Source organism: Paralimibaculum aggregatum, assembly GCF_030270585.1.
In the GTDB taxonomy this organism is placed as follows: Bacteria; Pseudomonadota; Alphaproteobacteria; order Rhodobacterales; family Rhodobacteraceae; genus Thermohalobaculum; species Thermohalobaculum aggregatum.
Genome location: NZ_BSYI01000059.1, coordinates 1 through 24,562, shown reverse-complemented (window position 1 = coordinate 24,562; position 24,562 = coordinate 1). Strand labels below are relative to the sequence as shown.

Below are 24,562 nucleotides of genomic sequence, written 5' to 3'. Positions count from 1 at the left end.
GCCCCTCCGGCGGTCGGGCAGGGCCGCGCTGCGGTTTCCGGCTGCCCGGGGCGGCGCGGCGCCGCGCGGTCTTGACCCGCGGCGCGAAGGGCGTCAGGTGAGCGGCAGTCAGCCGCAAGCGGAGCGCCAGCGATGCCCGATCTCCCGCCCTTCGACCGCCGCATCAGGATCGCCCCCTCGATCCTCGCCGCCGATTTCGCCCGGCTCGGCGAGGAGTGCCGCGCCGCCGAGGCGGCCGGCGGCGACTGGATCCATGTCGACGTGATGGACGGCCATTTCGTCCCCAACATCACCATGGGCCCGGCGATCGTGAAGGCGATCCGGCCGCATATCGCCGGGGTGATGGACGTGCATCTGATGATCGCGCCGGCCGATCCCTATCTCGGCGCCTTCGCCGAGGCCGGGGCGGATGTGCTCACGGTGCATGCCGAGGCCGGGCCGCATCTGCACCGCTCGCTGCAGGCGATCCGCGGGCTCGGGGTGAAGGCCGGGGTCGCGCTCAACCCGGCCACCCCGGCCGAGGCGGTGGAGCCGGTGCTCGACATGATCGACCTGGTCTGCGTGATGACCGTGAACCCCGGCTTCGGCGGCCAGGGCTTCATCGAGAGCTGCCTGCCGAAGATCGCCCGGCTGCGCGAGCTGGTCGAGGGCCGCGAGATCCATATCGAGGTGGATGGCGGCGTGACGCCGGAGACCGCGGGCAACTGCGCCGCCATGGGCGCCGATGTGCTGGTCGCCGGCTCGGCGGTGTTCTCCGCCGGGGCCGAGGGCTATGCGGCCCGCATCGCCGCGATCCGCGCGGCGGCGGAGGCCGCGGAATAGGCGCGCCGCCGGCGATGCCGGGGCCATGCGGGGTCGTGCCGCCGCCTCAGCGCTGGATGCGGGAGTATTTCGCCCCTTCGAGGCTCGCGCCGACCAGCAGCCCGTCGGCGCCGAAGACGATCGCCACCACCGGCCTGTCGTATTCCGCGGTGCTGATGCCGACATTGCCGCCGCCGTCGAGCATGGTGATCTCGGCCCCCGCCCCGGCCTCCCAGCCGTCGGAGCGGCGGAACGCCTCGAGTGCCTCCGATGTCAGGAAGAACAGCGCCTGGCTGCTCTCCTGGATGCCGGCCTGCAGCCCGAGCGAGGCGGTCGCCACCGAGTAGTAGGCCACCGTGTGGAAGCCGTCGCCGGCGGGCAGGCGCAGCACCCCCTCGCCATAGGCACCGCCGAGGATGAAGCCGCCCTTCACGACGTTCGGGATCACCAGCAGGCCCCTGGCGCGCTGTGCCAGATCCCGCGAGCCCGGCACCTCGCGGTAGAGCTGGGCGAGGGCGAGATTGGCCCGCGCCTCGATCACCTCGCGGTCGGCCGCGGGGGCCGGTCCGGCGGCGAGGGCGAGGGCGGCGGCGAGGGCGAGGCCAAGCGTCCGGCGGCGGGAGTGCGGCATCTCGGTGCTCCTGTCTGGTGCGTTGCCGTTCTGCCGACTAGATTGAAGCGGCGAGCCGAAATCGCAAGGCAGGAGAGGCCCGACCCATGCGCGCCGTCGAAATCGACCCCTCGATCAACGTCCTCGGCGAGGTGCTCGAGCCCTGCAGCCAGGAGCCGGTGACCGGCTTCTTCCGCAACGGCTGCTGCGACACCTCCGCCGCAGACCGCGGCAGCCACACCGTCTGCGCGGTGATGACGGCGGAATTCCTGAGCTTTTCCAAGGCGGCGGGCAACGACCTCTCGACCCCGCGCCCGGAATACGGCTTCGACGGGCTGCAGCCGGGAGACCAGTGGTGCCTCTGCGCCGCGCGCTTCCTCGAGGCCTTCGAGGCCGGCATGGCGCCGCGCGTGAAGCTCACCGCGACGCACCGCCGCGCGCTCGACATCGTGCCGATGGAGGCGCTCCGCGCCCACGCCCTCGAGCGCACCTGACGCCGGCCGGGCGAACCCTTGTTCGCACCGAGGTTCGCACCGAACCTCCGGAGCGGACCGGCGCGCGCCGCCGGGGCATCGCCGGAGCGGATGTTCCCTGCGAACCTCCCCTTGGGCGACCGGCCCGCGAACCTCCCCTTGGGCGGCCGGCCCGCGAACCTCCCCTTGGGCGACCGGCCCGCGAACCTCCCCTTGGAACCGGTCCGGCAGCCCTCCCGCGATATCGCCGGTCCTGTCCGGGCGTGCCGACAAGGCGCAGCCAGCGGCGGCCGGCGGCGAGCCGGACGCCGGCGAGGCAGCGGGCACAGCTCCTGCGATCTCGCGCGGCGCGGCGCCGGGCGTGCTTCCCGAAGCCGATCATGCGCCGATGCGCTTGCGGGGCCTGTATCGGGCCCGGTCGGGGCTTCCGGGCTCTCGCCGACTGATCCCCAGGAGGATCGCCGGTCGGACGCCGGGCTAAGGGAGACCGCATCGCAGGCCGCCGCCATCGGCGCCCCTGTCTGCGGGCAGCGCCGCCCGGCCTGCCGCCACGAACGCCAGTGCACCGATCGCGGCGACATCCACCGTCTGCCCCGGGATCGCGCGGAGAGCGCGGGCGGCTCGTCGGCATCTCCGGCGGCGCGGGCCCTGGTGAAGACGCCGCCACGGGGACGGCCGAGGGCGCTGGCGGAAAGCGCTGCCCGACCTTGCGGCATGCGTGCCAGCACACCTTCGCGGCGGCGATATCCGCCGTCTGGCCCCGGATCGCGCGGAGAGCGCGGGCGGCCCGTCAGCATCTCCGGCGGCGCGGGTCCTGGTGGAGACGCCGCCATGGGGGCGGCCGAGGGCGCTGATCTGACCTCTCGGGCCGCGCGGGGCCGTGCTCCCACCGGAAGGCCTGCTCTCCCCGTGCCGCTTCCGCCGGCGCCGGGCCGGTGTGTGCCGCCGAGGGGCGTGGCGCCCCCGCCCACTCGTCGCACGGGCGTCGGGAATGGCCCGAAGGGCAGGGCATCGCGCCGCCGCGCGCAGCACCGCCAGACGGTGTTCCGCATCCCGAGCCGCTCCGGCAGGCCGCAAGAGGGCGCGCCGCCCCGGGCGAACCGGAAGATCCCTTCGCGCACCAGGCGGTTGGCGATGGGGGAATGGCAGCGCCCGCCCGGCTCGAGCGGCAGGGCCGGCCCGCTCCGCTCCCAGGCGGGGCCATCGCTGCGGTCCCGGTCCAGTGGCAACTCGGGAGCCCCCTTCGAGCATCGGGCGGTTGTCGATTGGGGATGGCAGTGCCCGCCCGGCTCGGGCGGCAGGGCCGGCGCGACCCGCCTCAGGCTGGGCCGTCGATGCGGTCCCGGTCCGGAGGGCGATCCAGGAGATCCCATCGGGCATCGGGCGTTTGTCGATGGGGGGACGGCAACGCAGGCGCTGCTCGGGCGGCGGGGCCGGCGCGTTCCGCTCCCTGGCGGGGCCTTTGATGCGGTCCCGGTCCGGGGCCGGCTCCCGATCCCCGGCATTGAGCGACGCGATGCCCCGCCGCCGGCACCCGTTGCCCGCACCGCCAAGGTGCCAGCCGCGGGGTCTTGCCCCGCCGGCGGCGTCCGCGATGCGCTGGCCGCGCCGGACGGGCGCCCTTTGCAGCCGGGGCGCCGGGCCGCCCGGCGACATGCGCTGCCCGTCGCGAGCCTGGCGCCGCGCGCACCGTCAGCGGAGCCAGCGGCCGACCCAGGCGATCACCGCGTTCAGCCAGCCGAACTCGGCGGGCAGCCCGGTCGCCAGCGTGCCGAGATAGGCCGCGCCCGCCATCACCGCCGCGGCGGCGGTGTTCCTGACGCCGATCTCCGCCCCGGCCCCGACCGCCTCGACCGCCCTGGCCGCCAGCGTCAGCGCGAAGGCGCGCACCGCCCGCAGATAGGAGCGCCGGACCAGCGGCGCCGGATCGGCCGCCGCCTCCTCGCCGAGCAGCGCCAGCGCCCCGGCGGCCGGTTCGGTGAGCAGCGCGGGCTCGGCGCCGATGATCGCGCCGACCGCCTCCGTCGCCTCGGCCACGGCGGCGAGCTCGGCCGCCTCGGCGCCGAGCGCGGTCTCCATCGCCCGCGCATAGTCCCGCCACTCGGCGAACTGCGCGAGGAACAGCGCCGTCTGCGCGTTGAGCGAGACCACCTCGGCGGCCAGCTCCGGCAGCAGCAGCGCATCGGCGCGGGCGGCATAGCCATTCAGCCGGTCGGCGACGATCCCCAGCGCCACCGGCTCCAGCGTGCCGAGATCGCGCCCCAGCGCCTCGCGGCAGCGCTGCAGCACGGTGCCGAGCCGGGGCTCGCGGTTGGAGATCGGGCCGCCGAGGGTGTCGTCGAAGAGGCCGGCCAGCGCCCGGCGGGCGCTCTCGAGCTCGGCGCGGCGGGTGTCCGGCACCGCCGGCGGCGGCGGCGGCGCCCGGTCGATCACCGCGCCGCGGAAGACGAAGTTCACCGGGCTCTGCCGGTCCGCCGGCAGGCGGGGCCTGCGCGGCTCCGGGCCGCGGGCCTCGAGCTCCCGGATGCGGGCGTTGATCTCCGCGGGGTGCTGCCAGGCGGCGAAGCCGTTTTCCCGGTCGAGCAGGACCATCGCCTCGAGGAATTCGCGGTCGGAGCGGGTAAGGGGCTTGCCGCGGACCCGGTCGCGATACCAGCGCGCCCAGACATCCCAGTGCTCGCCCGGGTGCCGCTCCAGCGCCGCGAAGAGCGCCGCCTCGCCGTCGCGCGCCCAGGCCGGGATGCCGGACTGCCAGCGCCCGCGGTGGAAGATGTCGCGCTTCTCGCGCCAGTCCGGCACCGGCCAGAGCGGCCGCATGGCGAGATCCCGCGCGGCGGCCGGCGTGGCCCCCTCCTTGCGCCGCTCCGGCATGGTGCAATCGGCCGAGAGGGCATCCCAGATGTCGCCAGGATTGGTAGCCGTCGCGGCGTGCTTCGCGGCGGCCATATGGGCGGTGACGTCCATGGCGGCGGCGGCAGCCGCGGTATTCAGAGCGGAGTGGCCGCGCGCGGAGAGGCGGGCTTCTGGGTAGAAGCTGTTGGCGGCGCTGCGGACGGCGAGAGCGGACCGTTTCGCTTCGCTTACCTCAGCCGCACTGGTCGGTCCAATCGCTGTGGTCAAGGCCGAAGCGCTTGCGCGGAAAACGGGCAGCAAGATGGATGCACGAGTGCGGCCGTCGATCTTGCCGAGAAGCACTTGCCATCCGGGGATTACCCGCAGCGCGCAGCGCGCCGCCAGGGTGATGGCGACCTCGCGGGGCTTGCCGTCCAGCCAGCGCTCGAAGTCTTCCCTGCTCGCGATCTCGGCCATCGGCCCCCCCCGGATGGCGGGGATCAGGGCATGGGGGGCGGGCCGGGTCAAGTGGGTGGCCGGCTCGGGGGCGCGGCCGGGTGGGGCGCCGGGCCTCAGCGCTGCGGCGGGGCGGGGGCCGGGCCGGCGCGCTCGGCCTCGATGCGGCGGCGGACCATGGCGGCGACGCGGCGGGCGGCCTCCTGGTCGGCCGCGCTGCGGGCCGGGGTCCAGCGCTGCGCGGGGGTCTCGGGCCCGGCGGCAGGACGGCTGGCGGGACGGCTGGCGGAACGGGCGGCGGGGAAGATGCGGGTCTCGGTCGTCATGGGCTGGGTACTCCTGGTCCTGGCCCGCGCCCCCGGCAGGCGGCGGCGCGGCGCTCTCGTGACCTGAGTACCCGCGGAACCCCCAAGGGTTCATTGCGCGGCAGGATTAATCTGCCGGCGCGCCCCTCAGGGCTTCACGAAGAGCTTGCGGGGGGTGGAGCAGAAGGGCTCGGCCGGGCCGTCCTCCACCACCAGCAGCGGCTCGGTGATCTCGAGGCCCCAGTCGGTCGTCCAGATCGCCGGCATGAAGTGGAAGGTCATGCCGGCCTCCAGCACGGTCTCGTCGGAGGGGCGGATCGAGAAGGTGCGCTCGCCCCAGTCCGGCGGGTAGCTGAGCCCGATGGGATAGCCGCAGCGGCCCTCGCGCTTCACCCCGTGCCGCCCCAGCGCGGCATAGAAGGCCCGCGCCACGTCGCCCGCGGTGCGGCCGGGGCGGGCGGCGGAGATGCCGTCCTCGATGCCCTCGACCACCGCCGCCTCGGCGCGCAGCATCTCCGCCGGCGGCTCGCCGAGATAGACCGTGCGGCAGAGCGGCGCGTGATAGCGGCGGTAGCAGCCCGAGAGCTCGAAGAAGATCCCGGCATCGCCGACATAGGGCCGCTCCGACCAGGTGAGATGCGCCGCCGAGGCGTCGCGCCCCTGCGGCATCAGCGGCACGATCGCCGGATAGTCCCCGCCGAACGGGCCGGCTTCGTCCTCGCCGCCCATCAGCGCGGTGCGGTAGATCTCGGCCGCCACCTCGTTGCCGCGCATCCCGGCATGGATCACCTCGCGCACCCGGGCCTGCACCGCCTCGGAGATCCGCGCGGCGCGGCGCATGTAGCCGATCTCGGTGGGCGACTTCACCGCGCGGGCCCAGTTGACGAGGCCGGTGCCGTCGGCGGTCTCGCGGCCGAGGGTGCGGCAGAGCACCCGGTGGGCGCGGGCGCTGTAGTAGTAGTTCTCGTGCTCGCTGGCGATGGTCAGCCCGGCCCAGCCGCGATCGGTGATCACCGCGGCGAGGTGCTCCATGGCGTGGCGCTCCTCCGACATCACGAAGTCGTCGGGATAGCCGATGATGTCGTCCTCGCCCATGTAGCAGGTGCGCAGCGCGCCGGCCGCGTCCATGCGCCGGCCCCAGAACACCGGGTCGCCCTTGGGCGGCACGATCACCGCCTGGTGGACATAGAAGCTCCAGCCGTCATAGCCGGTGAGCCAGGCCATGTTGGAGGGATCGGTGGCGATCAGCACATCGATCCCGTCCTCGTCCATGTTGCGGCGCACGCGGGCGAGGCGGTCGGCATATTCGTCGCGGGAAAAGGGCAGCTCGATATCGGGCATGGGAACGCGCTCCGGGCCAGTTGCGCGATCGACCAGACCAGAGCCGGGGCGAGCGTGCAAGCCCGCGCGTCGCGGGCCGGTCACTCCGACTGGCGGCGCTCCAGCGTCATCAGCAGGCCGCGATTGGAATCGTAGAGCGTGAGCAGCTCGGCGCTGGCGACGAATTCGGTGGCCCGGACCAGCGCCTGCTTGACCCGCTTCTGCAGCTCCCGCTTGGCGCCGATGCAGTTGCGCCGCCCGGTGGTGAGCGGCGGCGTGATGCGGATATGCGTCCGGTCGGTGGTGTATTGCGCGCGGAACCGGGTGCAGCCGCCGCTGCCCTCGAGCCGCCCGTTCTCGAAGCTGAGCCAGGCCGGGAGGCGCACGCTGTCGCCCTCGATGCCGGTGAGCGTCCAGCCGGTGCCGTCGAGATCGGTGAGCCGGGCGACGCGGGCGCCGTCATGGCGCTCGGCCTCCGGGGCCTCGGCGCCGGTTCCCGGCGGCGGCGTGCCCTCGGCGAGATGGCGCGCCGGCGCCCAGGCGATGCGCTGCGCGAAGCCGACGCGGCACCAGCGGCCCTCCGCCTCCGGCCGGCCGGGGTCGATGGTGGCGCTCTGCCAGGCGCCGCCGCCGAGGCCCCCGGTGCAGCCATAGCCGGGCAGCCCGTCGGTCTCCGGCGGCACCTCGGCCAGCGCCGCAGCATAGGGCGAGGGGCCGGAGCGCAGCACCAGCACCTCGCCCTCGGGCACATCGACCACGCGGAACCAGTCCGGCCCCTCCTCGGCGGCGGCAGGCGGTGCCAGCAGCAGCAGGAGCGCGGCGGCGAGGGGCAGGCGGGGCATGGGCGGTCTCCTGGGACGGGGGTGGCTCAGTCGGCGTCGCGGCGGGCGAGGGTGAGGCGCACGCGGCCCTCGGCGTCGAGCAGGGCGAGCACGAGATGGCTCGCGGCAAAGCGGGTGGTGGCGGCGAGGGCACCGAGAAAACGCTGCTCGGCGGTCATCGCCGCCGGCGGACAGGCCATGCGGGTGGCGGCCAGCGGGCCGATCGCGAGCCGGCCCGGCGCGGTCTCGTAGCTGCCGCCGAAGCGGTTGCATCCGGCATGGCCCTGCGCGCGGCCGCCGCGAAAGCCGATCCAGGCGGCGGGCGGGCCGGCAAGGCCCCATTCCGAGCCCTCGAGCGTCGGCAGGCGGCCGCCGTTCAGCGCCGGCGGCGGCCCGCCCTCGGCGAGATGCATGCCGCGGGCCCAGCCGATATGGCGGGCGAACCCGACCAGGCACCAGCGCCGGGCACGGCCCTCGGCGCGGGCGGCCTCGTCCGCCGCCTCCCATTCGACCAGGTCGAGCCCGCCCTGGCAGCCGAAGCTCGCGAGCCCGTCCTGCCCGGCCGGGATCGTGGCCAGCACCGCGCCGTCCGGCCCCGGCGCATCGCGCAGCGCGAGGGTCCCGCCCTCGGCGATGTCCACGACACGGAGGAGATCCGGCCCGTCGGCATCCGCCGCGGCGGGCAGGGCGAGCAGCGCGAGCAGCGCGGCGAGGACGGCAGGGCGCGGCATGGGCGGGTCTCCGGTCCGGGGCTCGGGGAACGCGGAACGCATGGGGGGAACGGCACGCCGGCGCAGCATCGGCGCTTCCCGGCCCGAAGGCAACCGCCGCCTTGCCCGCGCCGTGCCCGCGCCTTGCCCTGGCCGTGCCGCGCGCCGTGTTCCGTGCCGGGCTGCCCGCCTCAGCCGGTGGTCAGCGTGCGCCGCACCGCATCGCGCCAGCCGGCCAGCCGGGCCTCGCGCGCCGCCGCCGGCATCGCCGGCTCGAAGCGCCGGTCGAGCGCCCAGGCCTCGGCGAAGCCCTCGGTGCCGGGATAGATCCCGGCGGCCATGCCGGCGAGCCAGGCGGCGCCGAGGGCGGTGGTCTCCTGCACCACCGGGCGGTCCACCGGGGCGCCGAGGATGTCGGCGAGGAACTGCATGGTCCAGTCGCTCGCGGTCATGCCGCCATCGACGCGCAGCACCGTCTCCGCCCCGAAGGCGCCGGCGGCATCGGCCTGCATCGCGGCCAGCAGGTCCGCGGTCTGGTAGCCGACGCTCTCCAGCGCCGCCCGCGCGATCTCCGCCGGGCCGGTGCCGCGGCTGAGGCCGAACAGCGCGCCGCGGGCGTCCGGGTCCCAGTGCGGCGCGCCGAGCCCGGTGAAGGCCGGCACCAGATAGACCGCCTGCTCGGGGTCGGCGCGGTCGGCGAGCCCGGCGGTCTCGGCGGCGCTGCGGATGATGCCGAGCCCGTCGCGCAGCCACTGCACCACCGCACCGGCGACGAAGATCGCCCCCTCCAGCGCATAGGCGCGCCGCCCGCCCAGCTGGTAGGCCACCGTGGTCAGCAGCCGGTTCCGCGAGACCACCGGGGTCTCGCCGGTGTTCATCAGCGCGAAGCAGCCGGTGCCATAGGTGGATTTCAGCATGCCCGGCCGGAAGCAGGCCTGGCCGATGGCGGCGGCCTGCTGGTCTCCCGCCACGCCGCGGATCGGGATCGCGCCGCCGAAGAGATCGGCCCGCGCGGTGCCGAAATCGCCGGCGCTGTCGCGCACCTCGGGCAGCATCGCCATCGGCACCCCGATCAGCGCGCAGAGCTCCGGGTCCCAGGCGCCGCTGCGGATGTCGTAGAGCAGGGTGCGCGCGGCATTGGTGGCATCGGTGGCATGCACCGCGCCGTCGGTCATGCGCCAGATCAGCCAGCTGTCGACGGTGCCGAAGGCGAGCTCGCCGGCCTCGGCGCGGGCCCGCGCGCCCTCCACCGCATCGAGGATCCAGGCGATCTTGGTGCCGGAGAAATACGGGTCGCACAGCAGCCCGGTGCGCTCGCGGATCATCGGCTCGGCGCCCTCGGCGCGCAGCCGGGCGCAGATCTCCGCGGTGCGCCGGTCCTGCCAGACGATGGCGGGATGGATCGCGCGCCCGGTTTTGCGGTCCCAGACCAGGGTGGTCTCGCGCTGGTTGGTGATGCCGATGGCGGCGATGTCGCCGGCGCGCAGGCCGGCCCGCTCGATCGCCTCGCGGGCGGTGGCCAGCGAGGTCGCCCAGAGATCCTCCGGGTCGTGCTGCACCCAGCCCGAGCGCGGGAAATGCTGGGCGAACTCCTGCTGGCCGGTGGCCACCGGGGCCATCTCCGGCCCGAAGACGATGGCGCGGCTCGAGGTGGTGCCCTGGTCGATGGCGAGGATATGCGTCTGGCTCATGGTCTCCCCCCGGAGGTGCGGCTATTCTGCGGCGGCTGTGTGGCCGCCTCTGGCGGGCGGCTCGGGTGGTCTGCGCGGGTGGGCCGCGCGGGCGGATTGCGCGGGTGGGCTGCGCGGGCCGAGCTTACGCCGGGCCGGCGGGCGCCGCCAAGCGGGCCGCCGCGATATGCGCGGCCAGCGCCGCCGCCCCCTCGTCCCCGACATGCAGCCCGAGCTTGGAGCGCCGCCAGAGCACGTCCTCCGCCGTGCGCGCCCATTGCGTCTCCATCAGATAGCCGACCTCGCGCGCGGTGAGCCCGGCGCCGAACTCCTGCCCGAGATCCTCGGCGCTCTCGGCCTCGCCGAGCATCTCCCAGGCCCGCGTGCCATAGGCGCGCACCAGCCGCGACGCTGCCTCCGGCGCCAGGAAGGGATAATCCGCCAGCAGCTTGGTGCGCAGCGCGCCGATGCCGTCCCAGGGGAAGTCGCCGCCGGGCAGGGGGGCGCTGTCGGTCCAGTCGCCGTTCATCTCCGGGAACCAGGGGCGGAGCTGCTCCACCGCCGCCTCGGCGAGCTTGCGATAGGTCGTGATCTTGCCGCCGAAGATGTTCAGCAGCGGCGCCTCGCCGCCCTCGTCCGAGCGCTTCAGCACATAGTCCCGCGTCGCCTTCGAGGCCGACTTGGCGCCGTCGTCATGCAGCGGCCGCACCCCGGAATAGCGCCAGACGATGCTCTCGGGCCGGATCTCCTCGGCGAAGTATTCCGAGGCGGCGGCGCAGAGATAGGCGGCCTCCGCATCGGTGCATTCCGGGCTGCCGGGGTCGCCCTCGTGCTCGACATCGGTGGTGCCGAGCAGGGTGAAGCGCCCCTCGTAGGGGATCGCGAAGATGATCCGCCCGTCGGCGTTCTGGAAGATGTAGGCGCGGTCGTGGTCGTAGAGCTTCGGCACCACGACATGGCTGCCGCGCACCAGCCGCACCCGGTCGGCGCTGTCCTGGTGCAGCCGGCCGTGGATCACCTCCTCGACCCAGGGGCCGGCGGCGTTAACCAGCGCCTGCGCGGTGCAGGTGCTCTCGGCCCCGGTCTCGGTATCGACCAGCGAAAGGTGCCAGAGCCCGCCGCGCCGCTCGGCCGTCTCGACGCGGGTGCGGGTGCGGATCTCGGCGCCGCGGTCGGCGGCGTCGCGGGCGTTGAGCACCACCAGCTGGCTGTCCTGCACCCAGGCGTCGGAATACTCGAAGCCGCGGGCGAAGCGCTCCTTCAGCGGCGCGCCCAGCGGGTCGCGGCGCAGGTCGAGGCTGCGCGTGCCGGGCAGGATCTTCCGGCCGCCGAGATTGTCGTAGATGAAGAGGCCGAGGCGCAGCAGCCAGGCCGGGCGCAGCCCCTCGTGATGCGGCAGCACGAAGCGCAGCGGCCAGGAGATGTGCGGCATGTTGCGGATCAGCACCTCGCGCTCGATCAGCGCCTCGCGCACCAGGCGGAAGGCATAGTGCTCGAGATAGCGCAGCCCGCCATGGAACAGCTTGGTCGAGGCCGAGGAGGTCGCCTGCGCGAGATCGTCCTTCTCGAACAGCGCCACGGTGAGGCCGCGGCCGGCGGCGTCGCGGGCGATGCCGCAGCCGTTCACCCCGCCGCCGATGATCGCGATGTCGACCGCCGCGCCGGCTCCGTCGGGACCGGCGAGCGGGCTGTCGGGCTCGGGGCTCTGGGACATGGCGGGGCCTTTCGCTTCGCCTTCGTTTGCACTCGAAAAGAAGATATCTCGGCGCGGACTGTCAAGGAAATGCGCCCATGCACGCCGTGCAGGGCGCTTCAGGCGCCGCCGGCGAGCTCGATCCGCACCCCCTCGCTGCGGCAGACCGAGGTGAAACCGCGCGGCGGCGGCTGGTCGGTGACGAAGATGTCGATCTCGCCGATCGGGGCGATTCGCATCGGCGCGCTGCGGGCGAACTTCATCGCATCGGCCACCAGGATCGACTGCCGCGCATTGGCCAGGATCGCCTGCGCCACGCGCACCTCGCGCAGATCGTAGTCGAGCACCGAGCCGTCGGCATCGAGGGCCGAGGCGCCGATCACCGCGAAATCCACCTTGAACTGGCGGAAGAAGTCTGCCGTCGCTTCGCCGACGATGCCGCCATCGGAGGGCCGCACCACCCCGCCGGCGATGATCAGCTCCTTGGTCGGGGCGCCGCTCAGGATGTTCACCACGTTGATATTGTTGGTGATTACCGCGAGATCGCGATGCCCGTGCAGGGCCCGCGCGACCTGTTCGGTGGTGGTGCCGAGATTGATGAAGAGCGAGCAGCTCTCGGGGATCAGCCGGGCCGCCGCCTCGCCGATCCGCCGCTTCGCCTCGGCCGCCAGCACGCGCCGCTCGGCATAGCCGGTATTGGCCACCGAGTTCGACGGCACCGCCCCGCCATGCACCCGTGCCAGCAGCCCGCGGGCGCAGAGTTCGCCGAGATCGCGCCGGATCGTCTGCGGCGTGACGGCGAAGCGCTCGGCCAGCCCGTCGACGCTGACCCGCCCGTCGCGCCGGGCCGCCCCGAGGATCTCCGATTGCCGTGCGCTCAGCTCCATTGCGTCTCCGTTCCGCCCGGCGCGGGCCAGCGGCGCCGGGCCAGTTTGCGATTGACGTTCGTTTGCGCGTGGTATGGTATCCGAGACAGTCCGGATAACAAGGACAGGGAGGAAACAATGCGGAAGACCCTCATGGGCGCATCGGCGCTCGCCCTGCTGCTGGCATGGCAGCCGGCCGCCGCCGACATGGCCGCGGCCGAGAAATGGATCGACCAGGAGTTCCAGCCCTCCGTGCTCTCGCGCGACGAGCAGCTCGCGGAGATGGAATGGTTCGTCAAGGCCGCCGAGCCGTTCCAGGGCATGGAGATCAACGTGCTCTCCGAGACGATCCCGACCCATACCTACGAGTCGGAGACGCTGACCAAGGCGTTCGAGGAGATCACCGGCATCAAGGTCAATCACCAGCTGCTCGGCGAGGGCGAGGTGGTGCAGGCGGTGCAGACCCAGATGCAGACCGGGCGCAACCTCTATGACGCCTATGTCAACGACAGCGACCTGATCGGCACCCATGCGCGGCTGCAGCTCGCGGTGAACCTCACCGAGTTCATGAACGGCGCCGGCGCCGACGTGACCAACCCCGGCCTCGATCTCGAGGACTTCATGGGGATCAGCTTCACCACCGGGCCGGACGGCAATCTCTACCAGCTGCCGGACCAGCAGTTCGCCAACCTCTACTGGTTCCGCAAGGACTGGTTCGACCGCGAGGACCTCCAGGCCGCGTTCAAGGAGCGCTACGGCTACGATCTCGGCGTGCCGGTCAACTGGTCGGCCTACGAGGACATCGCCGAGTTCTTCTCGGTCCATGTGAAGGAGATCGACGGCGTCCGGATCTATGGCCACATGGATTACGGCAAGCGCGCCCCGGATCTCGGCTGGCGCATGACCGATGCCTGGCTCTCGATGGCCGGTGCCGGCTCCAAGGGTCAGCCCAACGGCGTGCCGGTGGACGAGTGGGGCATCCGCATGGAGGAGGGCACCTGCAACCCGGTGGGCGCCAGCGTCTCCCGCGGCGGCGCGGCGAACGGCCCGGCGGCGGTCTACGCGATCCGCAAATGGGACGAGTGGCTGCGCAACTACGCCCCGCCGGGCGCCGCGAACTACGATTTCTACCAGTCGCTGCCGGCGCTCTCCCAGGGCAACGTGGCCCAGCAGATCTTCTGGTACACCGCCTTCACCCAGTCGATGGTCGCCCCGAAATCCGAGGGCAACAACACGGTCGACGACGAGGGCAACCCGCTCTGGCGGATGGCGCCGAGCCCGCACGGCCCCTACTGGGAGGAGGGTCAGAAGCTCGGCTATCAGGATGCCGGTTCCTGGACGATCCTGAAATCGACGCCGCTGGACCGTGCCAAGGCGGCCTGGCTCTATGCGCAGTTCGTGGTCTCCAAGACCCTCGACACCAAGAAGAGCCATGTCGGGCTCACCTTCATCCGCGACAGCTCGGTGCGCCACGAGAGCTTCACCGAGCGGGCCTCGAAGCTCGGCGGGCTGGTCGAGTTCTACCGCTCGCCGGACCGGGTGCTGTGGTCGCCGACCGGCATCAACGTGCCGGACTATCCGAAGCTCGCGCAGATCTGGTGGCAGCAGATCGGCGACGTGAACTCCGGTGCCTTCACGCCGCAGGAGGCGATGGACCGTCTCGCCTCGGAGATGGACGTGACCATGGCCCGGATGCAGCGCGCCGACGAGAGCGCCGGCGTCTATGGCGGCTGCGGACCGCGTCTCAACGAGGAGCGCGATCCGGAATACTGGCTGTCGCAGCCGGGCTCGCCGAAGGCCAAGCTGGCCAACGAGAAGCCGCAGGGCGAGACCATCGCCTATGACGAGCTGATCAAGCGCTGGCAGCAGGCCAACTGATCGCCGCCAATCCGCGGGGGCCCGGCTTGCGCGCCGCGCCTGCCGGGCCCCCGCCCAGCGATGGACATCCGATGACCCTCGAATTGCGTCAGGTGGCGCTGGAGGTGGGCGGCGAAACCCATATCCACCCCACCGATCTCCGGCTCGAGCGCGGCGGGTTCAACATCCTGCTCGGCACCACCCGCGCCGGCAAGACGACGCTGATGCACCTGATGGCGGGGCTCGAGCGGCCGACCGCGGGGCAGGTGTGGTTCGAGGGGCGCGACGTCACCGGGATCTCGGTGCGCCGGCGCAATGTCGCGATGGTGCACCAGCAGTTCATCAACTACCCCTCGCTCTCGGTCTTCGAGAACATCGCCTCGCCGCTGCGGGTGGCGCGGATGGCGCGGGCCGAGATCGACGCCCGGGTGCGCGAGGCGGCCGATCTCCTGAAGCTGACGCCGATGCTCGGGCGCCGGCCGGACGAGCTCTCCGGCGGGCAGCAGCAGCGCACCGCGATCGCCCGCGCGCTGGTCAAGGATGCCGATCTGGTGCTGCTCGACGAGCCGCTGGCCAATCTCGACTACAAGCTGCGCGAGGAGCTGCGCGAGGAGCTGCCGCGGCTGTTCGAGGCCAAGGGCGCCGTGGTGGTCTATGCCACCACCGAGCCCTCGGAGGCGCTGCTGCTGGCCGGCCATACCGCGACGCTGCACGAGGGCCGGGTCACCGGCTTCGGGCCGACCGGCGCGCTCTACCGCGCGCCCGGCGACCTGCTGACCGCGCAGGTCTTCTCCGAGCCGCCGATCAATCTCGGCCGGGTGGAGAAGCGCGGCGGCCGGGTGGCGCTGGCGCAGGACGGCGCGGCGCTCGCCGAGTGGGACGCGCCGGCGGCGCTCTCGGAGGCCGCCGACGGCACCTACACCATGGGGCTGCGGCCGCATTTCGTGCAGCCGGCCAATGGCTCCGGCCTGCCGGAGGTCGAGGGCCGGGTGCTGGTGACCGAGCTCTCCGGCTCGGAATCGGTCGCGCATTTCGAGCTGGCCGGGCAGCCCTGGGTGAGCCAGGCGCACGGCATCCACCCCTTCGAGGTCGGGCTCACGGCGCGCTTCGCGCTGGAGACGGCGCGGGCCTTCTATTTCGACGGCGCCGGGCGCCGGGTGGGGAGCTGAGATGGCACGGATCACCCTCGAGACGCTGCGCCATGCCTATATGCGCAACCCCAGGGCGCGCGAGGATTTCGCGCTGCACAGCGTCGACATCGAATGGGAGGACGGCGGCGCCTATGCCCTGCTCGGCCCCTCGGGCTGCGGCAAGACCACGCTGCTCAACATCATCTCCGGGCTGCTGCGCCCCTCCGAGGGCCGGGTGCTGTTCGACGGCGAGGACGTCACCCGCCGCCGGCCGGACCAGCGCAACATCGCGCAGGTGTTCCAGTTCCCGGTGATCTACGACACCATGACGGTGCGCGAGAACCTGGCCTTTCCGCTGCGCAACCGCGGCGTCGCGGAGGCCGATATCGCGGCCCGCGTCGCCGAGATCGGCACCATGCTCGAGCTCGATGACATGATGGACAGCCGCGCCGCCGGGCTCACCGCCGACAGCAAGCAGAAGATCTCCCTCGGCCGCGGGCTGGTGCGCCAGGACGTCGCCGCGATCCTCTTCGACGAGCCGCTGACGGTGATCGACCCGCACCTGAAATGGAAGCTGCGCTCGAAGCTGCGCGAGCTGCACCAGCGGCTGCGCGTGACGATGATCTACGTGACGCACGACCAGACCGAGGCGCTGACCTTCGCCGACCAGGTGGTGGTGATGTCGGCCGGCGAGATCGTGCAGCTCGGCACGCCGGAGGCGCTGTTCGAGCGCCCGCACCACACCTTCGTCGGCCATTTCATCGGCTCGCCGGGGATGAACCTGCTGCCGGCGCGCGTCGCCGGGGGCCGGGTGACCATCGAGACCGGCGCGGGCGATCCCGGGCATCAGGCCGGCGCGGCGACGGAGGTCGTCGGCGACACCGCCATCGCGGTCGCCAACCCGGCGGCGGGCGACGGCCCGGCGGAGATCGGCGTGCGGCCGGAATTCGTCCGCCTCGCGGGCGAGGGCGAGCCGGGGCTGCAGGCGGCGCTGGTCAAGGTCTCCGACACCGGCCGCCACCGCATCGCCGAGACGCGGGTCGGCCGCCACACCGTGCGGCTGCTGGTGGCGGAGGGGCAGGGGGTGCCGGAGGCGCCGCGGCTCGTCCTCGACCCGGCCCGCACCTTCCTCTACCGCGACGGCTGGCTGGCCGGGGAGGCCCGCTGAGATGCGCAGGACCAATCAGATCGGCTGGCTCTTCGTCGCCCCCGTGCTCCTGCTGGTGGCGTTCAACGCGCTGATCCCGCTGATGACGGTGGTGAACTACTCGGTGCAGGAGAGCTTCGGCGACAACGTGTTCTTCTGGTCGGGCCTGCAATGGTTCGAGCAGCTGCTGAACGAGGATCGCTTCCACGCCGCGCTCGGGCGCCAGCTCATGTTCACCGGGATCATCCTCGCCATCGAGCTGCCGCTCGGCGTGGCGATCGCGCTCTGCATGCCGAAGAAGGGGCCCTTCGTGCCGGTCTGCCTGGTGCTGATGGCGCTGCCGCTGCTGATCCCGTGGAACGTGGTGGGGGCGATGTGGAACATCCTCGCGCTGCCGGAGATCGGGCTACTCGGCTACGGGCTCAACGCCGCCGGGATCGACTTCAACTTCACCCAGAGCCCGGTGGATGCCTGGATCACCATCGTCGCGATGGATGTCTGGCACTGGACCTCGCTGGTGGTGCTGCTGGCCTTCGCCGGGCTCTCGGCGATCCCGGACGCCTATTACCAGGCGGCGCGGATCGACGGCGCCAGCCGCTGGTCGGTGTTCCGCCATATCGAGCTGCCCAAGATGAAGCGGGTGCTGACCATCGCCGTGCTGCTGCGCTTCATGGACAGCTTCATGATCTATACCGAGATCTCGGTGCTGACCGGCGGCGGGCCGGGCAATGCCACCACGCTGCTCTCGATCGACCTCGTGAAGAAGGCGCTCGGGCAGTTCGACCTCGGCCCGGCGGCCGCGATGAGCCTCGTCTACTTCCTGATCACGCTGCTGGTGAGCTGGCTGTTCTACACCCTGATGACCCGGGGGGAGCAATGAGATACCTGTCCTGGCTCGTGCCGACCTTCTACATCCTCTTCCTGCTCATGCCGATCTACTGGCTGGTGGCGATGTCGTTCAAGACGACGAACGAGATCCTCGGCGGCTTCTCGCTCTATCCGCAGGTCTGGACCTTCGACAACTATGCGGTGATCTTCACCGATCCGAGCTGGTACTGGGGCTACATCAACTCGATCATCTATGTCTCGCTCAACACCGTGGTCTCGGTGGGGGTGGCGCTGCCGGCGGCCTATGCCTTCTCGCGCTACCGCTTCCTCGGCGACAAGCACCTGTTCTTCTGGCTGCTGACCAACCGGATGGCGCCGCCGGCGGTCTTCGCGCTGCCCTTCGTGCAGCTCTACTACGCGGTCGAGCTCTTCGACACGCATATCGGCGTGGCGCTGGCGCATTGCCTGTTCAACGTGCCGCTCGCGGTCTGGATCCTCGAGGGCTTCATGCGCGGGGTGCCGCGCGAGCTCGACGAGACCGCCTATATCGACGGCTACAGCTTCCCGCGCTTCTTCACCCGGATCTTCCTGCCGACGATCCGCTCCGGCGTCGGCGTGGCGGCCTTCTTCTGCTTCATGTTCTCCTGGGTCGAGCTGCTGCTGGCCAAGACGCTGACCAAGGTGGCGGCCAAGCCGATCGCCGCGATCATGACCAAGACGGCCTCCTCCGCGGGCTACGAGCTCGGGCTGCTGGCGGCGGCCGGGGTGCTCACGATCATTCCAGGGGCCATCGTGATCTATTTCGTGCGAAACTACATCGCCAAGGGGTTCGCGCTTGGCCGGGTGTGAGAGGGCAGATGCTGCGGCGCGTGCTGACGCTCGAGGGTGCGGTCACCGCCCTGCTGGCACTGATGCTGGCGGGGCTCGTGGTCTGGCGGCTCGATCTCCTGGGGCTGGAGCCGCCGCCGCGGGGCATGCCGGAGGATCCCTTCCTGATCGTCGCGGTGCGGCCGGCGGCGCAGGGGCATGTCACGCAGAGCGCGGTGTTCCCGCGGGCGCAGATCGCCGCGCGGGCCGAGGCCGGGCGGCTGTTCGAGACGCTGGAGGGGCTGCCGCGGGCCGGGCTCGCCCCGGGGCGCTACCGGGTGTTCCGCATGGGCGACGAGGCGGAGGTGACGGCGGCGGCGCAGGCGGCCGCGACGGCCGGCGGCAACCGCTGCCTGATCGCCATCGACCGCGGCGTGATCGCGGCGCAGGGCGGGGCGCTGACCGCGGTGGTGAGCCTGCGCGCCGAGCTCGATCTCAAGGCGGCCTGCGGCGGATGACGGAGGGAACCCGATGCGTGTGAGCAGGGCGATCGGCGGGGCGCTGGCCTTCGGCGTGGCGCTGGCGGCGGCGGCCGGCGCGGCGCGGCTGCTGGCGCCGGCGGAATGGCTCGCGGCGATCGGCATCGCGGCGGCGCCCGAGAAGCCGAAGACCGGCGGCTGGGGGGCGGCGAAGCCGGCGGCGCCGGCCGAGCCCGAGGCGGTCCCGCTGATCGATTTCTCGGTGTTCGACTGGATGGCCTGGACGCCGCAGACCGGCGCCTTCTTCCTCGTCATCCTGGCGGCGCTGGCAGTGATGACCGGCATCGAGGTGCTCGCCCCCGGCGGCGCGCCGAGGCAGGGCGCGCTCGGGCTCGAGACCACCCGCGGCGACCGGCTCTTCATCACGCTGCTCGGCTCGGCCTGGATCCTGCTGGCCTGGCTCGGCCTGATGGGCGCCCCGGTCTGGGGCGGCCTCGCCGTCGCGCTCGCCTGGGGCGTCTTCGTCTTCTGGAAGGCGTGAGGGTTAGGAATTGAGCCAGTTGGTTTCGAGGGCGTTTTTCATTCTTGCATTTATGGTTGCAGGCTGTGGCAGCAGCGAACCCTATTGGTTCAAGAACGTCAGTGTGGATGTGCCATCTGTTTCGGGGCAATTGGCCATCGCTGTGCTCGAGAGGCGTCCCTACGTTCTGAACGGCGACAAGGATCCCGAATTCCGCGGGCTGATACGTGGTACCTATGGCATACCTTTCAGCCAACCTACCCTGTCGGGACGGCCCCTCGCCGATGCCTTCCGCGATGCTCTGGTGTCGTCTTTCCAAGCCAGCGGCGCCGATGTCCGTCCGCTGATCGTGCCTCGAGATCTAGAAGCGCAGGAGGTGATCCCAACCCTCGGTCCCGGCGAGAAGCTGCTCTGGGTCGAGGTCCGGGAATGGAAATCGGACATCTGGGAGCGGCTCACGTCGCATTGGGACCTGTCTGCGGAGGTGTATTCCAGCGATGGCTCCCTGCGTGCGTCCGAATCTTACCAGGGGATCCGTGGCACCGTTTACCATGACATCGAGAACAATGCCGTACGACCGGTCAGCCCTTTCGAGCAGGCCGAGCTGAAGCGGCAGTTCGACGAGCTGCTGAATCGCCCGGCCATCGTCGCGGCGCTGGCCCTCTAGATCCCTCGAAGCCCCGGCCGGAGAGCCGGGGGGCCCGGCAGGCGGCAACGCCCCGGTCAGCCGTCCACGGCGGTGCCGCGGCGGCGGCGGCGCAGGATGTTGAGCGCCTCGATTGCCGCCGAGAAGGCCATCGCGGTGTAGACATAGCCCTTCGGCACGTGGAAGCCGAAGCCCTCGGCCATCAGCACCGTGCCGATCATCAGCAGGAAGCCGAGCGCCAGCATGGTGACCGTGGGATGCGCCTCGACGAAGGCGGCGAGCGGGGCGGCCGCCAGCAGCATCAGCAGCACCGCCACCACCACCGCGACGACCATGATCTCGATGTGCTGGGTCATGCCGACGGCGGTGAGGATGCTGTCGACGGAGAACACCAGGTCCAGCAGCACGATCTGCCCGATCGCCGCCATCATCCCGCGCTCGGCGGCCCGGCCGGTCATCCAGGGTGCCTCGGGGTCGGGATCGACCTTCGCGCGGATCTCGGTGGTGGCCTTCCACACCAGGAAGAACCCGCCGGCCAGCAGGATCAGGTCGCGCCAGGAGAAGGACTTGCCGAGCAGCGAGAGCACCGGCTCGGAGAGCGAGACGATCCAGGCGATGGAGGCCAGCAGCGCCAGCCGGAACACCAGCGCCAGCGTCAGCCCGATGCGCCGGGCGGCGGGGCGCTGCGCCTCCGGCAGCTTGTTGGTGAGCACCGAGATGAACAGGAGGTTGTCGATGCCGAGCACCACCTCCATGACGATCAGCGTGGCCAGCGCCACCCAGGCGGCGGGGTCGGCGATGAGATGGGCGAAGTCCATTGCGGTCTCCCGGTGGGGCGCCGGCCGGCGGGGCTGCCGTCGCGGGCCGCTCGAAGATAGGGGGGCGCCGCGGCTTTTGCGAGGGGAGCGGGGAAACGCTGCGGGCGACGGTTCCCAAGCCCCGGAATCGCCCCTAGCATCGGGGGGCCGGGTCCGTCCGCCAACCCAGGGGCCCGCGAGCAAGGGAGGCCGCCGATGTCCGAGACCCTCAGCGCGCAAGCCACCGGGGGGCGCCCCGATCTCGCCGCCCTGCGCAGTGCCGTGCGCGCCGCGATCCGCCGGCCCGAACCGGAGGCGGTGGCGCTGGCGCGGCAGACCGCGGCGCTGGGCGATGAGGCGCGGGCGCGGATCTGCCGGCGCGGCGCCGAGCTGGTGCGCGAGGTGCGCGCCTCGGCCGATCCGGGGCTGCTCGAGAGCTTCCTCGCGGAATACGGGCTCTCCACCAGGGAGGGCGTGGCGCTGATGTGCCTTGCCGAGGCGCTGCTGCGGGTGCCCGATGCCGAGACCATCGACGCGCTGATCGAGGACAAGATCGCCCCCTCCGACTGGGGCCGCCATCTCGGCCATTCCGCCTCGACGCTGGTCAATGCCTCGACCTGGGGGCTGATGCTCACCGGCAAGGTGCTCGGCCGCGCGGAGGACAGCCTCGCCGGCCTGCTGCACGGCGCGGTGAAGCGCCTCGGCGAGCCGGTGATCCGCACCGCGGTGGGCCAGGCGATGAAGGAGCTCGGGCGCAATTTCGTGCTCGGCCGCGAGATCGGCGAGGCGATGAAGCGCGCCGGCGCGATGGAGGCCGAGGGATACACCTATTCCTACGACATGCTCGGCGAGGCGGCCGCCACCGATGCCGATGCGCGGCGCTATCACCTCGCCTATACCGGGGCCATCGCCGCCATCGCCAAGGCCTGCAAGGGCCGCGACCCGCGCGAGAACCCGGGCATCTCGGTGAAGCTCTCGGCGCTGCATTGCCGCTACGAGGAGGCGCAGCGCGGCTGCGTGATGGCCGAGCTGGTGCCCCGGGTGCGGGCGCTGGCACTGCTCGCCAAGACCGCCGACATGGGCTTCAACATCGATGCCGAGGAGCAGGACCGGCTCGACCTCTCGCTCGACGTGATCGAGGCGGTGCTGTCGGATCCGGCGCTGGAGGGCTGGGACGGCTTCGGCGTGGTGATCCAGGCCTTCGGGCCGCGCTGCCTCGCGGTGATCGACTGGATCCATGCCCTCGCCGAGACCCATGACCGGCGGATCATGGTGCGCCTCGTCAAGGGCGCCTACTGGGACACCGAGATCAAGCATGCGCAGGAGCAGGGGCTCGACGGCTTCCCGGTGTTCACCCGCAAGGCGGCGACCGATGCGAACTATATCGCCGGCGCGCGCAAGCTGCTCGGCATGACCGACCGGCTCTACCCGCAGTTCGCCACGCACAACGCGCATACCGTGGCGGCGGTGCTGGAGATGGCGGGCAACGCGCCCTTCGAGTTCCAGCGCCTGCACGGGATGGGCGAGCGGCTGCACGGGCTGGTCCATGCCCGCGAGGGCGCGCGCTGCCGGATCTATGCCCCGGTGGGCGCGCATCGCGACCTGCTGGCCTATCTGGTGCGGCGGCTGCTGGAGAACGGTGCCAACAGCTCCTTCGTCAACCAGATCGTCGACGACAGCGTCAGCCCGGAGCAGATCGCCGCCGACCCCTTCGCGGCGGAGGGTCTCGGCACGCCCAACCCGCGGATCACGCGCGGGCCGGATCTCTATGCCCCGGCGCGGGTCAATTCCCGCGGCTGGGACCTGACCGACCCGGTCGAACTGGCCGCGCTGGACGCGGCGCGCGGAAAATGGCGCGGCCATGCCTGGGAGGCGGCGCCGCACATCGCCGCCGGGGTGCACGGCACGCACCGGCAGGACGTGACCAACCCGGCGCATCCCGACGAGGTGGTGGGCCACAGCATGGAGGCCTCGGAGGCCGACATCGCCGCCGCCCTCGATGCTGCCCCCGGCGGGGCCGCCGACTGGGCGGCGCGCCCGGTGGCCGACCGTGCCGCGGCGCTGAACCGGGCGGCGGATGCCTATGAGGCGGCGGCGCCCGAGCTCTTCGCCCTCTGCGCCCGCGAGGCCGGCAAGACCATGCCCGACGCGGTGGCCGAACTGCGCGAGGCGGTGGACTTCCTGCGCTACTACGCAACCGAGGCGGCCCGGCTCGAGGCCCCGCCACGCGGCGTCTTCGCCTGCATCAGCCCGTGGAACTTCCCGCTGGCGATCTTCACCGGGCAGGTCTCCGCCGCGCTCGCCGCCGGCAATGCGGTGATCGCCAAGCCGGCCGAGCAGACCCCGCTGATCGCCGCCCGCGCGGTGCAGCTGATGCACGAGGCCGGGGTGCCGCGCGCGGCGCTGCAGCTGCTGCCCGGCGGCGGCGCGGTGGGGGCGGCGCTGACCCGCGATCCGCGCATCGCCGGGGTGGCCTTCACCGGCTCCACCGAGACGGCGCAGAAGATCCATGCCGCGATGGCCCGGCATCTCGCGCCGGACGCGCCGCTGATCGCCGAGACCGGCGGGCTCAACGCGATGATCGTCGATTCCACCGCGCTGCCCGAGCAGGCGGTGCGCGACATCGTGATGTCGGCCTTCCGCTCCGCCGGGCAGCGCTGTTCGGCGCTGCGCATGCTCTACGTGCAGCAGGACGTCTCCGAGCGGCTGCTGGAGATGCTGTTCGGCGCGATGGAGGCGCTGCGCCTCGGCGATCCCTGGGACCATGCCACCGATGTCGGCCCGGCGATCGACGCCGCGGCCAAGGCCGGGATCGAGGCGCATGTCGCGGCGCTGGCGGCGGAGGGGCGGCTGCTCAAGCGCGTCGCGGCGCCGGCGAAGGGGCATTTCGTGGCGCCGGCGGTGCTGCAGCTCTCCGGCATCGAGGCGCTGGAGCGGGAGATCTTCGGCCCGGTGCTGCATGTCGCGACCTTCGCGGCGCACGAGATCGACGCGGTGATCGACGCGATCAACGCGCGCGGCTTCGGGCTGACCTTTGGGCTGCACACCCGCATCGACGACCGCGTGCAGCAGGTGGTCAGCCGCATCCGCGCCGGCAATTCCTATGTCAACCGCAACCAGATCGGCGCCATCGTCGGCTCCCAGCCGTTTGGCGGCGAGGGGCTCTCGGGCACCGGGCCGAAGGCCGGCGGGCCGAACTATCTGCGCCGCTTCGCCGGGCGCCCGGCCAGCGGCTGCGCCGCGCCTGAGGGGGCGCATCTCGAGCCGGCGACCGTGGCGGCGGCGCTGGCCCGGCTGGAGCGGCCGGAGGAGGCGAACCGCACCGAGACGCTGCCGGGGCCGACCGGCGAGTCCAACCGGCTGTCGATCCTGCCGCGGGGGCGGGTGCTCTGCCTCGGTCCGACCGCCGAGGCGGCGATGCACCAGGCGGCGCGGGCGCTCGAGACCGGCAATGCGGCGCTGATGGTGGCGCCCGGCGCGCCGGCCAAGGAGATTGCCGCGAGGGGCACCGTGCTGGCGCTGGACGGCCGGCTCGACCCGGGCCATCTCAGCGCGCTCGAAGGCTTCGAGGCGGTGGCCTCGGATGCCGGGGGCGACGGGCTCCGGGCGATCCGGCAGGCGCTCGCGGCGCGGCCGGGGCCGATCCTGCCGCTGGTGACCTCGGAGGATCCGCCGGAGCGGCTCTGCCTCGAGCGCCATCTCTGCGTCGACACCACGGCGGCAGGGGGCAACGCCTCGCTGCTCGCCGCGGCCGAGAGCGGCTGAGGACCGCGAGGGGGGGCCGGCTGGCCCGG

21 protein-coding genes are annotated in these 24,562 nt (G+C 72.4%); 11 read left to right on the top strand and 10 right to left on the bottom strand.

Annotation, left to right across the window (positions count from 1 at the left end; translation table 11 throughout):
• Positions 1–132: 132 nt before the first annotated feature.
• Positions 133–822 carry a ribulose-phosphate 3-epimerase gene (gene rpe, locus QSJ97_RS22555; RefSeq protein ID WP_285674619.1) on the top strand — a complete coding sequence of 230 codons (690 nt, stop codon included), beginning with the start codon at positions 133–135 and terminating at the stop codon, positions 820–822.
• 46 nt (positions 823–868) lie between these two features.
• On the opposite strand, the gene QSJ97_RS22550 is transcribed toward rpe, so the two are convergent.
• Entirely contained in the window at positions 869–1,432 is a 564-nt protein-coding gene (locus tag QSJ97_RS22550; RefSeq protein ID WP_285674618.1) for a lipid-binding SYLF domain-containing protein, read from the bottom strand.
• Between the two features lie 86 nt (positions 1,433–1,518).
• Here QSJ97_RS22550 and QSJ97_RS22545 point away from each other — a divergent pair, with 86 nt between their 5' ends.
• A complete protein-coding gene (locus tag QSJ97_RS22545; RefSeq protein WP_285674617.1) occupies positions 1,519–1,905 on the top strand; it encodes a DUF2237 family protein in 387 nt (128 codons plus the stop codon).
• 1,671 nt (positions 1,906–3,576) lie between these two features.
• Here QSJ97_RS22545 and QSJ97_RS22540 read toward each other — a convergent pair.
• The 8 genes from QSJ97_RS22540 to QSJ97_RS22505 all read right to left on the bottom strand — a co-directional run bounded on the left by QSJ97_RS22540 (position 3,577) and on the right by QSJ97_RS22505 (position 12,578).
• Positions 3,577–4,830, bottom strand: coding sequence for a hypothetical protein (locus QSJ97_RS22540; protein WP_285674616.1), 1,254 nt, complete (start codon positions 4,828–4,830; stop codon positions 3,577–3,579).
• Positions 4,831–5,288: 458 nt separating this feature from the next.
• On the bottom strand, positions 5,289–5,498 hold the full coding sequence (locus QSJ97_RS22535; protein ID WP_285674615.1) for a hypothetical protein: 210 nt from the start codon (positions 5,496–5,498) through the stop codon (positions 5,289–5,291).
• A gap of 126 nt (positions 5,499–5,624) precedes the next feature.
• A complete protein-coding gene (locus QSJ97_RS22530; RefSeq protein ID WP_285674613.1) occupies positions 5,625–6,818 on the bottom strand; it encodes a M24 family metallopeptidase in 1,194 nt (397 codons plus the stop codon).
• Positions 6,819–6,898: 80 nt separating this feature from the next.
• On the bottom strand, positions 6,899–7,639 hold the full coding sequence (locus tag QSJ97_RS22525) for an META domain-containing protein (protein WP_285674611.1): 741 nt from the start codon (positions 7,637–7,639) through the stop codon (positions 6,899–6,901).
• A 26-nt stretch (positions 7,640–7,665) separates the two neighbouring features.
• Entirely contained in the window at positions 7,666–8,349 is a 684-nt protein-coding gene (locus tag QSJ97_RS22520; RefSeq protein WP_285674610.1) for an META domain-containing protein, read from the bottom strand.
• A 170-nt stretch (positions 8,350–8,519) separates the two neighbouring features.
• On the bottom strand, positions 8,520–10,019 hold the full coding sequence (gene glpK, locus QSJ97_RS22515; protein WP_285674609.1) for a glycerol kinase GlpK: 1,500 nt from the start codon (positions 10,017–10,019) through the stop codon (positions 8,520–8,522).
• Between the two features lie 124 nt (positions 10,020–10,143).
• Positions 10,144–11,712, bottom strand: a complete 1,569-nt coding sequence (glpD, locus tag QSJ97_RS22510) for a glycerol-3-phosphate dehydrogenase (RefSeq protein ID WP_285674607.1) — start codon at positions 11,710–11,712, stop codon at positions 10,144–10,146.
• A gap of 98 nt (positions 11,713–11,810) precedes the next feature.
• The gene (locus QSJ97_RS22505; RefSeq protein ID WP_285674606.1) at positions 11,811–12,578 is read right to left on the bottom strand and encodes a DeoR/GlpR family DNA-binding transcription regulator; all 768 of its coding nucleotides are present in this window, start codon (positions 12,576–12,578) and stop codon (positions 11,811–11,813) included.
• 117 nt (positions 12,579–12,695) lie between these two features.
• Between QSJ97_RS22505 and QSJ97_RS22500 the strand changes: the two genes are divergently transcribed.
• The 8 genes from QSJ97_RS22500 to QSJ97_RS22465 all read left to right on the top strand — a co-directional run bounded on the left by QSJ97_RS22500 (position 12,696) and on the right by QSJ97_RS22465 (position 19,992).
• Complete coding sequence (locus QSJ97_RS22500) at positions 12,696–14,435, top strand: ABC transporter substrate-binding protein (protein WP_285674605.1); 1,740 nt, start codon at positions 12,696–12,698, stop codon at positions 14,433–14,435.
• A 71-nt stretch (positions 14,436–14,506) separates the two neighbouring features.
• Positions 14,507–15,583 (top strand): ABC transporter ATP-binding protein, encoded by a 1,077-nt coding sequence (locus tag QSJ97_RS22495; RefSeq protein ID WP_285674604.1) that lies wholly within the window; start codon positions 14,507–14,509, stop codon positions 15,581–15,583.
• Between the two features lies 1 nt (position 15,584).
• Positions 15,585–16,712, top strand: a complete 1,128-nt coding sequence (locus QSJ97_RS22490; RefSeq protein ID WP_285674603.1) for an ABC transporter ATP-binding protein — start codon at positions 15,585–15,587, stop codon at positions 16,710–16,712.
• Position 16,713: 1 nt separating this feature from the next.
• The gene (locus tag QSJ97_RS22485; protein ID WP_285674602.1) at positions 16,714–17,571 is read left to right on the top strand and encodes a carbohydrate ABC transporter permease; all 858 of its coding nucleotides are present in this window, start codon (positions 16,714–16,716) and stop codon (positions 17,569–17,571) included.
• Positions 17,568–18,368 (top strand): carbohydrate ABC transporter permease, encoded by an 801-nt coding sequence (locus tag QSJ97_RS22480; protein ID WP_285674601.1) that lies wholly within the window; start codon positions 17,568–17,570, stop codon positions 18,366–18,368. Before QSJ97_RS22485 ends, QSJ97_RS22480 begins: the two co-directional genes overlap by 4 nt.
• An 8-nt stretch (positions 18,369–18,376) precedes the next feature.
• A complete protein-coding gene (locus QSJ97_RS22475; protein WP_285674600.1) occupies positions 18,377–18,844 on the top strand; it encodes a hypothetical protein in 468 nt (155 codons plus the stop codon).
• Between the two features lie 13 nt (positions 18,845–18,857).
• Entirely contained in the window at positions 18,858–19,346 is a 489-nt protein-coding gene (locus QSJ97_RS22470; protein WP_285674599.1) for a DUF2160 domain-containing protein, read from the top strand.
• Positions 19,347–19,356: 10 nt separating this feature from the next.
• Entirely contained in the window at positions 19,357–19,992 is a 636-nt protein-coding gene (locus QSJ97_RS22465) for a hypothetical protein (protein WP_285674598.1), read from the top strand.
• Positions 19,993–20,048: 56 nt separating this feature from the next.
• Here QSJ97_RS22465 and QSJ97_RS22460 read toward each other — a convergent pair whose 3' ends face one another.
• Positions 20,049–20,789, bottom strand: coding sequence for a TerC family protein (locus QSJ97_RS22460; protein ID WP_285674597.1), 741 nt, complete (start codon positions 20,787–20,789; stop codon positions 20,049–20,051).
• Between the two features lie 195 nt (positions 20,790–20,984).
• Here QSJ97_RS22460 and putA point away from each other — a divergent pair, with 195 nt between their 5' ends.
• A complete protein-coding gene (putA, locus tag QSJ97_RS22455; protein WP_285674596.1) occupies positions 20,985–24,533 on the top strand; it encodes a bifunctional proline dehydrogenase/L-glutamate gamma-semialdehyde dehydrogenase PutA in 3,549 nt (1,182 codons plus the stop codon).
• Positions 24,534–24,562: the final 29 nt, after the last annotated feature.